The organism is Sphingobium sp. B2, from assembly GCF_007693735.1.
Taxonomy (GTDB): Bacteria; Pseudomonadota; Alphaproteobacteria; order Sphingomonadales; family Sphingomonadaceae; genus Sphingobium; species Sphingobium xenophagum.
The window spans coordinates 100,737-112,810 of sequence record NZ_VDBZ01000003.1; the positions used below are offsets into that span (position 1 = coordinate 100,737).

General features: G+C 58.4%; 10 protein-coding genes and 2 pseudogenes. 7 read left to right on the plus strand and 5 right to left on the minus strand.

What is annotated here, in order from left to right; genetic code table 11:
• Positions 1–68 precede the first annotated feature (68 nt).
• Positions 69–2,009, minus strand: a complete 1,941-nt coding sequence (locus FE851_RS18805; RefSeq protein WP_261371079.1) for a PAS domain-containing sensor histidine kinase — start codon at positions 2,007–2,009, stop codon at positions 69–71.
• Positions 2,010–2,109: 100 nt separating this feature from the next.
• A complete protein-coding gene (locus FE851_RS18810; RefSeq protein ID WP_145205891.1) occupies positions 2,110–2,748 on the minus strand; it encodes a PAS domain-containing protein in 639 nt (212 codons plus the stop codon).
• Between the two features lie 432 nt (positions 2,749–3,180).
• On the opposite strand from FE851_RS18810, the gene FE851_RS18815 reads away from it, so the two are divergent.
• From FE851_RS18815 to FE851_RS18825, 3 genes are all read left to right on the plus strand, one after another.
• Positions 3,181–3,693: a hemerythrin domain-containing protein gene (locus FE851_RS18815; protein ID WP_145205893.1), complete on the plus strand. Its 513-nt coding sequence runs from the start codon at positions 3,181–3,183 to the stop codon at positions 3,691–3,693.
• A gap of 341 nt (positions 3,694–4,034) precedes the next feature.
• A complete protein-coding gene (locus tag FE851_RS18820; RefSeq protein WP_261371080.1) occupies positions 4,035–4,253 on the plus strand; it encodes a DUF3008 family protein in 219 nt (72 codons plus the stop codon).
• A 262-nt stretch (positions 4,254–4,515) separates the two neighbouring features.
• Entirely contained in the window at positions 4,516–4,971 is a 456-nt protein-coding gene (locus FE851_RS18825; protein ID WP_186378914.1) for a hypothetical protein, read from the plus strand.
• Here FE851_RS18825 and FE851_RS18830 read toward each other — a convergent pair.
• Positions 4,937–5,909: pseudogene (locus tag FE851_RS18830) on the minus strand (IS3 family transposase). The gene FE851_RS18825 and the pseudogene FE851_RS18830 sit on opposite strands and share 35 nt — an antisense overlap.
• A gap of 127 nt (positions 5,910–6,036) precedes the next feature.
• On the opposite strand from FE851_RS18830, the gene FE851_RS18835 reads away from it, so the two are divergent.
• Positions 6,037–6,972, plus strand: coding sequence for a cation transporter (locus FE851_RS18835; protein WP_145205896.1), 936 nt, complete (start codon positions 6,037–6,039; stop codon positions 6,970–6,972).
• Here FE851_RS18835 and FE851_RS18840 read toward each other — a convergent pair.
• Complete coding sequence (locus FE851_RS18840) at positions 6,969–7,916, minus strand: cation diffusion facilitator family transporter (protein WP_145205898.1); 948 nt, start codon at positions 7,914–7,916, stop codon at positions 6,969–6,971. The two genes, FE851_RS18835 and FE851_RS18840, sit on opposite strands and share 4 nt — an antisense overlap.
• Before the next feature lie 5 nt (positions 7,917–7,921).
• Entirely contained in the window at positions 7,922–8,530 is a 609-nt protein-coding gene (locus FE851_RS18845) for a flavodoxin family protein (RefSeq protein ID WP_145205901.1), read from the minus strand.
• A 118-nt stretch (positions 8,531–8,648) separates the two neighbouring features.
• On the opposite strand from FE851_RS18845, the gene FE851_RS18850 reads away from it, so the two are divergent.
• From FE851_RS18850 to cls, 3 genes and pseudogenes are all read left to right on the plus strand, one after another.
• Entirely contained in the window at positions 8,649–9,500 is an 852-nt protein-coding gene (locus FE851_RS18850; RefSeq protein ID WP_145205904.1) for an SDR family oxidoreductase, read from the plus strand.
• A gap of 349 nt (positions 9,501–9,849) precedes the next feature.
• Positions 9,850–10,044: pseudogene (locus FE851_RS18860) on the plus strand (ATP-binding protein); the annotation flags it as partial.
• A 529-nt stretch (positions 10,045–10,573) separates the two neighbouring features.
• A complete protein-coding gene (gene cls / locus FE851_RS18865; RefSeq protein ID WP_145205907.1) occupies positions 10,574–12,007 on the plus strand; it encodes a cardiolipin synthase in 1,434 nt (477 codons plus the stop codon).
• Positions 12,008–12,074 lie beyond the last annotated feature (67 nt).

Below are 12,074 nucleotides of genomic sequence, written 5' to 3' on the forward strand. Positions count from 1 at the left end.
GCAAACCTTAAAAATGCAAGATCAAGATCGATGAAACTCTGTCGCCCCAGGGGGCGCGTGACCGCGCCTTACCGTGGGCAAGTCATGGCTCTGACATTTGATCCTGACACGACAAGGGATGCGGTGACAAGCTCACTTATCGCTGCGCTCAATGTCGCAGCGCCATAGGGTTTTGATAAAACACGCAGATGCGCTTGTCCTTCGCCAACAAGCTGTTCACTATGTCCTGTGGCGAGGAGGACCGGCAGACCGGGCATGCGAATGTGCAATTGTCGCGCAAGATCGATGCCGCTCAGTCCCGGCATGACGATATCGGTAAAGACAAGATCGAACGATTGTTCCTGAAGAAGCGCAAGTGCTTCCGTCGCGCCACGTGCGCACACCGTCTGGCAACCCAGATCGTCCAGCAACTGTTCTGCGAAGTGGAGAACCTGGATATTGTCTTCGACCAGAAGGACCCTGATGCCTGGAGGTATGGAGGCCGGCTCGCCTTTCTGCTGGATCGCCGCTGGCGTCTTGTCGACCTTGGGAAGTATGATCGTAAGGGTGGTGCCCGATCCCAATCGTGAATCAATCCGGGCAACGCCGCCGGCCTGGGCCGCAAAGCCATGGATCTGGGATAATCCCAGCCCCGTTCCTGCCCCGACAGGTTTGGTCGTGAAGAAGGGTTCAAAAACGCGGGCGAGCGTTTCCCTCGTCATACCAGTGCCGCTATCTGTGACGTCTATGGCTACCGCGACATGCCCTTCGTATACAACGTCCCGGGTTTCGATGAGGAGATCCCCACCCTCCGGCATCGCGTCGCGGGCATTCACCGCAGCGTTCAGGACCGCTGTTTCCAATTCGGTAGGGTCCACTTCCACTCGGGCGTCTTTCGCCGATGTCTTCACCGACAGGACGATATCGCTGCCAAGAGACCGGGATAGAATATCAGCCCAGGCATCGAGATGGACGTTGAGGTCGATAACCTCGGGACGGATGGCGCGGCGCCGGCTGAATGCGAGAAGGTGACCGGTAAGGGTAGACGCCCGCTCAACGGTTGCTGCTATGTTGTCGATATAGCGCGCCCGCTTCTCCTCCGGCAGATCGACTTTTCGGAGCATCTCGGCCGCACCGCCGATGACCGTCAAAAGATTATTGAAATCATGGGCAACCCCGCCAGTCAGTTCGCCAATCGCCTGGAGCTTTTGTGCCTGAAGCAGCGCGCTGCGGGTTTCTTCCAGCTCCTCCTGTGCCTGGCGTTTGTCCGTCGCGTCACGGGTGATCTTGGCGAAGCCGACATGCTTTCCCTCTTCGTCATAAATCGGATCGACCAGCACATTTGCCCAAAACAGCGTGCCGTCCTTGCGAACGCGCCAGGCCTCTGTCTCATATTTTCCCTCCGCGAGGGCCGTCGCCAACGCTCGTTCGGGTGCGCCCGCGTCCCGGTCATCCTGCGTGTAGAAAATGGAGAAATGCTTGCCCACGACCTCGTCGGAACCATAGCCCTTGATCGTTGCGGCCCCGGTGTTCCAGTTGGTGATGATACCGTCGGTATCCAGCATGTAGATCGCGCAATCCTTGACCCCTTGGACGAGGAGCCGAAAGCGCTGTTCCGCCTGAAACAGAGCAAGTTCTCTCTCGCGGCGTTCGGTGATGTCGCGACTGATTTTGGCAAAGCCGATCAATTCGCCGGCATCATTCCTGATAGGATCGATCACTGAATTGGCAAAGAAGCGGCTGCCGTCCTTCCTGACCCTCCAGCCCTCAGCTTCGAAACGACCCTCTTGCGCTGCTACGCGCAACGCCTGCTCTGGCAGACCGGAATTGCGATCCTCCTGAGTGAAGAAGCAGGAGAAATGCTGCCCTATGATTTCGTCAGCACTGTAGCCCTTGGCTTTTTGCGCACCGCTGTTCCATGTCGTAATCCGACCTTCGGGATCCAGCATGTAGAGGGCGTAGTCCATAACTGCGTCGACGAGCAATTTGAATTTTGCGTCGGCTTCGCCCGGCATATAAGAATTCGTCAAGCGACATCCTCACCAAGCCCCCCGGCTGGTACCCCGGACTTAAGTCCATATCGGATAGTCGCAGGGGTTGGCAAGGCAATTCAAAGCCGCTTGCTCCAGGTTAAAGACCTGCCTCTATGGCTATCCTGATCGCCTCTGTAGACGTCTGAACACCCAGGCGCTGCACCAGGGCGCCACGGTGCATCTTGACGGTCTTGATGGAAAGACAAAGGCTTTTTGCGATCTCGGCATGACGGATGCCGCGCGCCATTTGTTCAAGGACCTTCAGCTGCTGGGGGGTTAAGTCGGCTAACCTAGCCCTGGCGATGCCTGAATCTTGGACTTCGCCATCTACCTTCAATTGGGTTCCAATGAAAAAGGCGAGGCACCCGCTCTGGTCATAAACAGGCGCAATCATCACGGCATTGTGGAATGCTTGACCATCTTTGCGGTAGTTGATCAGAGTGACAAGTGCCGGACGTCCCGCTTCGATAGCCTGGCGCAACAAGGCCCGGGATGTAGGGCAGGTCCCCGCCCCAGCGAGCAAACGGCAGTTCTGTCCGATTATGTCGGACTCTACATAGCCGCTCAGCCGCTCGAAGGCATCATTGACCGCAATGATGGCGTTTCCAGCTCTCGCGTCCGTTACGATAGTAGCAAGGGGGGAGTATCGGCTTGACCGTATCAACTCGGCTCGCAAGCGCTGCCCCTGCACAGCGGATTTCGCTGGATTGCCTGTCTGATCAGTGGACGTCTTCATCCGGTGCTTTCATGAAAATGCCAGCTGCTTGTAGCCTTACCGGTCAATAGTCTGGAGAGGCAAGGGCATTGCGATCTGAACAGGAGCCTGACGGGCAGCCCGCGCATTTGAAAATGCGCATTGCACATCGTGAACAGCACAGCCATCATATCCACGGTCAATAGCAGATGGACGCTGCATGACAGCGTCCGGGCAAACTCGTCTCCCAATAAGCGCCAAATCCCTGGTAAGTCGGCGCCTGCGCTTCCCGATTCCAGATCGATAGTCCGTAGAAGGCGCAGGGAAAGGTCTGCCTCAAATGGTGGTATCGGCCCAATAGCGAGCGACATCGGGAATTTATTGCTCGCAAGTGCATTGGGATAGGCCCTTGAGGGGGAACCAACGCGAAAGTGCGGAATTTTAAGGCTACTTCACATCCAATGGAGTAGGAAGATGGTAGAGCCACAGTTTACCGATGCGATCGCTTTGCTGAAAGCAGACCACCGAAAGGTCGAAGAGCTGTTCGAAAAATTCGAGAAAGCCAGCACCACCAGCCGGAAGCAGGCCTTGGCTCAGGAAATCTGCGTTGAACTCAAGGTCCACACGTTGATCGAGGAGGAAATCTTTTATCCCGCTTTCCGCGGTCTGATCGAGGATGATACGCTCGACGAGGCCTATGTCGAGCATGATGGCGCGAAGGTCCTGATCAACGATATCGAGGCTGGTTCGCCTAACGACGATTTCTATGACGCTAAGGTCAAGGTTCTTTCTGAAGAAATCAAACATCACGTCCATGAAGAGGAAATGCCATCGGAGGGCATGTTTGCCCAATGTCGCAAAACCGATGTCGATCTGGTCGCACTGCGCGATCAGATGGCCCACCGGAAGGCGGAGCTCATTACCCTCGCCAAGACGTCAGGACTAGCTGCAGCTAAGCCGATCGCTGTCAATCTGGTGAGCGCATAGAGGATCCCGCCTTACCCAGTGGACAGCTGATGTCGCTGGATTTTGACGCAAGCTAAGCGGGCGCTCCAACTGGTTGAAGGCGGCGGCGATAGGGTGACACGCGCCCCCGCCCCACAGCTTTGTCGTAGCGCAACGGTCGGTGGCAAGGCGACCGACAGGAAACAGCGACGATGTTTCATGTCTGCGCTCATGTTCAGCAAGGCGGATCCTCATCGAACGCCTGGCCGCTGGTTTTAACGCCAGGCATTTTATCGGCCGCATTCCCGGACTCTGGCTGCCCCCTCAAAACTACGTGGCTCGAGGAGCGCTTATAAAGCTCGCGAGTTCAAGACATCGGTGCGATGCCGGGAAGAATGATTTTGCCTGCAACATCCAAGGCGCAGCAGGAGGTCGCGCGCGCGGCGCTCGCTGCCAGATGCGGCGGGCAGCCCAAATCGAAGCTGCGCGATGGGTCAAAACAGCAGGACGAGCCGATGCGTGGAAAGCAATTTGAGAATTTTGTGAATGCCAACCGCACAAGCGCTGTCCAAAGACATGCTGAACCGCGGCAAGCGCAATGATCGCGGTCATGGACATCATCTCCACGACCTTATCGACAGTGACGCAAAGACACTTTTGCACTGTAAGGCATTATTTGCCAGCAACCGTCCGGAACGATGCTGTGGCAAGGCCCGTCAATGACCTTGGCGCACATCGTATCGCCTTCCCATCTTCGGCAGGACGAGCCTTCAGCTATGACCGAGCGGGAGAGGCCGCCGGGCATCGAGACGCCATCGGTCCCTATCACCGCGACAGAACCATCTGGCAGAAGGAATGTGTCTGGTGAAGTTCGGGATCCTTACTACTTTCCTGCTGCTGGAGGCATGCGATGCATTGCCGCGCGATCCCGACGGCACGTTGCTGCGGGTCGCGCAAGAGCAGCGCTTCACGGTCGCACTGGCAGAGCCCGCAGTCGGCAGGGCGCCGGAAGTCACCAAGCTTGTCCGTGAGATCGAGCGGAGAACCGGTGCACAGGCTCGATGGCTACCAGGATCGGGGGAAGCGCTATTGCGGCACCTTGATGAGGGCACGATCGATCTCGTCATCGGCCGTTTCACGGCCGAAAGTCCCTGGGCGAGCGACGTGGCCTTTGGCCCGGCACTTGCGACAAGCGGGACCACGGACGCACCGCTCAAGCTCAGGGCAGCCATGCGCAGTGGCGAGAATTGGACTTGTAACGGTTTTGTGCCGGTCACCTATCTCATTATGCCACCTTGGCTTCGAACGCGAGCGGGCTGATGCCGCCTAGATATGAATGGCGGCGACGGGTGTTGTAGAAGCCATTGATGTACTGAAAGATGGCGGCTTCTGCCTGACGCCGCGTCGGCCAGCTCTGCCGCCAGATGAGTTCCGCCTTCAGGGATTTGAAGAAGGTCTCGACGGACGCATTGTCGTAGCAATTTCCCTTGCCGCTCATTGATGGACGCAGGCCATAGGCCTGCAGCTTTTTCTGATAGTCGTAGGAGCAATATTGGCTACCGCGATCCGAATGGAAAAGGCAGCCCTCGGGAGGCTGGCGCAGGCGCACCGCCATATCCAGCGCCCTGATCGCCAGGTCTTTCTTCATCCTGTCGCTGACTGCCCAGCCTACGACGCGACGGCTATGCAGATCGAGAATGACGGCAAGGTAGAGCCAGCCTTCGGACGTCCAGATATAGGTGATGTCGCCGGCCCATTTACGGTTGGGCGCATCTGCGGCAAAATCGCCGTCCAGCCAGTTCGCTGCGACACCCAGGCGATGGTGGCTGTCAGTCGTAACCTTGTGCTTGCGCGTGCGGACTGGCTTGATCCCGTTGATCTTCATCAGCCGCCCGACCCGGCGCTCGCCAACATCGAGCCCTACCTCCTTCAACTCCATCGTCATGCGAGGACGGCCGTAGCTGCCAAGGCTCAGCCTGTACTGTTCCCGGATATGGGCCAGCACTTTCATATCTGTCCGCTCCCGCCTGCTGATCGGGCGCGAGCGCCAGGAACGATAGCCGCGTTCACTGACATCCATGACACGGCAGAGCCTGTCTCTTATACACATCTAGATGTGTATAAGAGACAGGCGATACCCACTTGCCCAGCGTCGACTTCCCTATCCCCAACTCCGATGCAACCCGATCGCGCGGCTACCCGCTGGTCAGCGCGATCCGTACCGCCTCTTGCTTGAACTCTTCTGTATGCTTGATCATCTCGTCGGTCTCCTGTTGCGAGCTCTAATCGCTCAGGTGACCGGCGCAAAACCGTTACAAGTCCAAATCGATGGATCATGACCGTAGAGCGTGCAAGCCGCGCAGTATCGCGGGAGGCACGGGAAGAATGAGCGAAACGAGCCTGCCTGAAGAGCTGCGCGAAACAATGGCTCGCGCAATACGTCTCGAATATTGGAATATTTTCTGGACGCTCACGGTCATCGGGACGATGGGACTTGTGCTGGGGCAGAGCCAGACGATGAAGACCGCCTGGATCGAGGACTCCCTGGGCCTTGTGCCTCCCATCATGTTCCTGGTCGCCGCGCATATGGAGTGCAACGTCCAACGCTCCCGCCGCTTCCCCTTCGGCTTCGAGCGGGTAAATGGTCTAGGCTTCTTTGTCGCGGCCGTTGCCCTGACGGCTGTCGGCGCGCTGCTGCTCTACAATGCGTTGATGGCGCTCGCCACGGCGGAACATGCGACTGTCGGATCGATCGTCATTCTGGGCCACGACATCTGGCTCGGGTGGCTGATGATCGCTGCGCAGATTTACTCGCTTATCCCGCCGCTCCTTATCGGACGCAAGGAACTCCCGCTGGCGCGGGCGCTCAACGACAAGCTGCTCCATACCGACGCGCTCATGAACAAGGCCAACTGGCTCACCGGCGCGGCAGGGCTTGCCGGCATTGTTGGCCTTGGTCTTGGCTGGTGGTGGGCTGATGCGGTGGCGGCTGCCATCATTTCCCTCGATATACTCAATGATGGCATCAAGGCCCTGCGGTCCTCGACTGCTGAACTGGTGGACGGCGCCCCGCGGGCACTTTCGAGCGCTAAACTGTCGCAAGAGGCGCAAAATCTCTGTGACCGCCTTAAGGCGGAGTTTCCCGATGCCACCATTCGACTGCGGGAAACCGGTCGGCTGATCAGGGCCGAAGTCCATCATGCGTGCCCTCCCCCGCAACCCCGTCACCCGCGATATTACTGGCCTGACGATGAGGACAGAGCCTGGCGACTGGCGCAGGTCAGTTTCATCCCCCCCATTGGAGAGAATGGCAAATTTTAGGATGGCCGTGGCTGTCGCACTGAATCCCTTTGCTTCTCGGGTCTGATGTAGATGGAGGTGAGTTGCGGGATGCTGGCTTTCATTTCGCGCTCGATGTCTGAAATCAGGGCTTCAGCCCTTCCCATTGGCAGATCATCGTCAAAATCCGCGCTGATCGCAACGAACACGGCATTGGGAGCCGTGTGAATCGTGCGGACATGATTGACCGCGCTAATCTGCGACCGCTTGTCGAGGATCGTCCATATCGCCGATATCAGCGCTGGGTCGGCACTTTCCCCGATCAAAAGTTCCTTGGCTTCGCGCGCGAGAAGAATAGCCACCCCGGCCAGAATAACCCCTATCGCGATCGAAGCGATGCCATCAATCCGCGGGTCTCCATAGTGATGGCTGGACCACACGCCCAGGCCTGCGATGGCAAGGCCGATCAACGCCGCGCTGTCCTCGAAAAGGACGATGAAACCTGCCGGGTCCTTGGATCGGCGGATCGATTGCCACCAGCTGCTTGCGCCGCGCTTTGCGTTGAACTCGCGTACCGCAATGGCCCAGCTTGTTCCCTCCAGCAGCATGGCGACCGCCAGCACAACATAATTGATCCCGGCGTCGCGCAGCGGTTCGGGTTTGGCGATGTGCCGCCAGCCTTCGTAGATCGACACACCGGCGCCGACCGCAAATATCAGGATCGCGACGACAAAAGCCCAGAAATAGAGTTCGCGGCCATAGCCAAAGGGATGCGTAGCGTCTGCAGGGCGTTTGGCTTTGGCCTGGCCATAGAGGAGCAGGATTTGATTGCCGCTGTCAACCAGCGAGTGGACGCCTTCGGTGAGCATGGAGGAAGAGCCGCTGATGGCGGCCGCCACGAATTTGGCGATGGCGATCCCGACATTGGCAAAGAGCGCCCCATACAGAACGATATTCTCACGGAGCGTGCTCGACAGGTCAGCCATGCCCCTCAGCCAGGATAAGGGCTGGACGCGAGCAATCCTGCCAGATGCGCAGCATTTGCAGCGACCATGTCTGCGGTCTTCGTCACCACGGCCGGTGTCTTGTCCAGATCCTTGAAGTCGACAGACCCCATCGCTTCGCCAACCCAATAGCAGCTGGCAACGGCAGGGATCGTCCAGCCGACATCGTTCAAAGCCTGAAATAGCTGAGCGGAGGAGAAATGTGCGCCATCCTCATTGCCCACGATCGCTGCGACCGCAACTTTACCATAGCTCGGCATCCGCCCTTTGTCGTCGGTTTCGGAAAGAAAGGCATCCATCCGCTCCAATACCCGCTTGGCCGTGCTGCTGATCTGGCCCATCCAGATCGGTCCGCCCAAGATCAATATGTCATGGGCGAGAATTTTCTCGCGAAGGGCTGGCCATGCGTCGCCATCGCCTTCATCGGAGGTGACGCCGGGCTTGATATCGAACGCTGCAACCCGAACGGTTTCGCTCACGCTGACATCATGCCGCTTGAAGGCTTTTGCAAGCACCGCGATCATCGCATCGGTCGAGCTCTCTTCCTGGACATCCGCTTTGAGCGTGCAGTTGAGCGCAAGAGCTTTAAGGGTCATTGATCACCTCCATAGGGTCAGGAACAATGTCCGGGTGCGCGCCAAATGCGACCACCCGTTTGTCACGCAGAGAACTCCCGGGGCCCCAATGGGTTCTTGAAGCAAAGGAGATAATGCGATGAGCGACACCGTTCCAATGATCCACGAGGATGCCCTGCCTGGTCATGAGAGCAAGCTGACCCCAGAGCCGCAATGGCAACCCCGGTACAAGGGCTCGGACCGCCTTGCGGGGAAAGTCGCCGTCATCACAGGTGCCGACAGCGGGATAGGACGGGCGGTCGCTGCGCTCTACGCGCGCGAAGGCGCTGACATCGCCATAGTCTATCTGCTCGAAGAGGACGACGCACAGGAAACAAAGCGCATCGTTGAAGCCGAGGGGCGCAAGGCTATCACGATCTGCGGTGATATCGGCGAGCGCGCCTTTGCAGACGAGATTGTCGCCCGCACGATCGAGGCGTTCGGCAAGATCGACATCGTTGTGAACAATGCCGGCGAGCAACATCCTGACAAGGACATCAAAAACATCAGCGAAGATCAGCTTCGCCGCACCTTCCAGACCAACATTTTCGGCATGTTCTTCCTGGTGCAGGCCGCACGTCCCCATCTGAAGGCTGGCGCGGCCATCGTGAACTGTACCAGCGTGACCATGTACCAGGGCAGCTCGGAATTATTGGACTATAGTGCGACCAAGGGCGCCATAACCGCCTTTACCCGGTCTCTGTCCGAAAATCTGGTGGGCGACGGGATACGGGTAAATGCCGTCGCGCCCGGGCCAATTTGGACTCCGCTCAACCCTTGCGGTGGCGCCAGCCCTGAAAAACTGGAGAATTTTGGCGAAGGAACACCGATGGGCCGCCCCGGCCAGCCCAATGAGGTCGCACCGGCCTTCCTGTTCCTCGCCTGCGAGGATGCCAGCTACATGTCAGGCCAGGTGTTGCATCCAAATGGCGGGACAATCGTGAATGGGTGAATTTTTAAATCCTATCCTTTCTGGACATTCAACGATCCACCTGCACGTCCCCACGACGAATATTCGTTTAGCGAACACGGACCTTTGCCAGGCGTTGCATCAACCGGATTTGCGCTTGGCCCTGACCTTGGAAGCCGGCAATTCCTCTGATGTGATACGGACTATCTGGGCAAGCCCCTCACGGTCTTCCCATTTTCCGCGTCGATCAGTAGACAGGGCTTTGCACCGGGATAGGGAGAGGCTTCTGCCGCACCTGAAGCCAATAACCGCCCGCCAACCATGGGCTTGACGAATAGCTGGTCCGTCGCAGACCAAAGCGATCATTTTCCCATCGCAGTAAATGCCGAACTGGACGCAGGTCCTGGGATCCGAGCGGCGCACCGGCGCGCTGCTCGATCGGCTCACGCACCACGTCAGCATTCTGGCCATGAACGGCGATAGCTACCGCCTTAAGCAGTCCGCCCGTTGCCGTGCTGCGGGGGTGGAGCAAAACCAGGCCACTCCGGTCGTCGACCGCGACACTGGCGAGATCACCGCCACCTGATCAATGACGACAATGATATGAAGAGGGCCCCGATCGGAGCCCTCTTCATATCGTCAGGCCCGCATCGCAGTGGCCTGCTTTTACTCCGCCCCGATGGCCTGGAATCTGACCGCCGTTGACAGATGAACGCGGGTTCAGAAGAGCTTTCCGCGGGCGACCTAAGTGATTGAGTTCTCCGCTAAATCATAGAATTATGAAGTCGTCACGGGCATGAATAGCACGATCCGGGTTCCTGGAGACGGGCGGACGTCCTCAGATACGATGGTTCGAGTCGTGAGTGCGCCTGTTCAGGTGGATTCAGCTGAGTGGGCAGTGCGACGCCTGCGAACAACCATGGCACCGGAGGCAACAATGCACTAACGATCAAACCGGACCACTCAGTGGGGGCCGGTCAGCGTCGTCTGGTTCGTTCATAATCTGTGACAGCGATGGGGCTGATGGCGTCGTCGTCGCCAAGCATGGGGGTTTGACCACTGAGCTGCGAAAGAGGCATTGTGATGAGAATTAAGGCTGCAAGGTAGAAGGTCAATTGATCGATCTCAAGACGGCCACATGGCTGATCGTCGCGTCGCTACACCTTGCCATCATCATCCGGGCGATTCTCCTGGACGGGCGCGATTCAAATGCGCGGGCGGCATGGTTGCTTTTGTTGATCGCGCTGCCCGTGATCGGCGTAATTCTGTACCTCCTGTTCGGCGAACCCTGGATTTCGAACGGCTTTAAGGCGCGAGAACGCCGCATCCTTGAAGAGTTGCGTCCATTCGCGTCTCGCCCGGATCAACACATGGAGCCCGCTGGCCTGATCGCCAACGCCTTCCGGACATTCGAGGCGGCATCGCGCTGGCCGGTCTCGATCGGGAACCTGGGCCGTATCGCGCCTGATTCCAATACCGCAATTGCGATGCTCGTGGCGGATATCGACGCTGCACAGCACTCAGTTCACCTGTCCTTCTACATCTGGCTGAGTGACAATAATGGCACGAAGGTCATTGAGGCTGTATGCCGGGCCGCTCGGCGCGGGGTGACCTGCCGTATCGCCGCCGACGCGATCGGATCGCGCGCGCTGATCCGATCCGTACACTGGATAGCGATGTGCGAAGCCGGTGCCAGGCTATGCAGCCTGTTAAAGGCGCCGCTGGGGCTAGGCTTTCTCGTGGGCCATCGAACCGACCTGCGCAATCATCGCAAGATCGCCGTCATCGACGGACGGATCGCCTATGGCGGCAGCCAGAATTGCGCCGATCCAGCATTTCTCGTCAAACATCGCTTCGCGCCGTGGATCGATATCCTCATCCGCTTTGAAGGGCCCGTGGCACGCCAGGCCGACATTATCTTCGCTTCGGCATGGACGCATGAGACGGGCGAGGATTTGCGCTTCGTCATGGCCGTGGATCCGCCACGGCCCTCCGACGATGGTTTCGCCGCAATCGCTGCCGGAACGGGGCCTCTCTCGCCGCGCGGTACGATGACCGACATGTTCGTGTCCATAATCGCAGCAGCGCAGACCAGCATGACGATTACGACGCCATATTTCGCGCCCGATCCGCCGCTGATCGGCGCGCTCGTTGCGGCAGCGCGGCGCGGAGTTGAGGTCCAGATCATCTTTCCCCGTCGCAATGACAGTCGGATCGTCGGCGCGATTAGCCGAGCCTATTATCCGATACTCGCACGAGCAGGGGTTCGCATCTTCGAATATGGCGGCGGACTGCTTCACGCCAAGACGATCGTGGTAGATGATCTCCTGGCATTGATCGGATCGTCCAATATGGACCGCCGCAGCCTCGATCTGAATTTCGAGAACAACATCCTGTTCGAGTCGCAACTACTTGCGGCGCAGTTGCATGATCTTCAGAGGCGCTGGCTCAGGGATGCCGTCGAGATTGACCGGCGCGAAGCCACCAGTCGCCCGATACCCCGGCGCCTCTTTGACAATCTGCTGTCAATAATCGGGGCAGTGTTCTGAATCGGTTTTGCGAGAAAGCTGGTCTTGGACCTGTACCGCCGCTTCGGGGGCGGGCAGGCACGTTCCG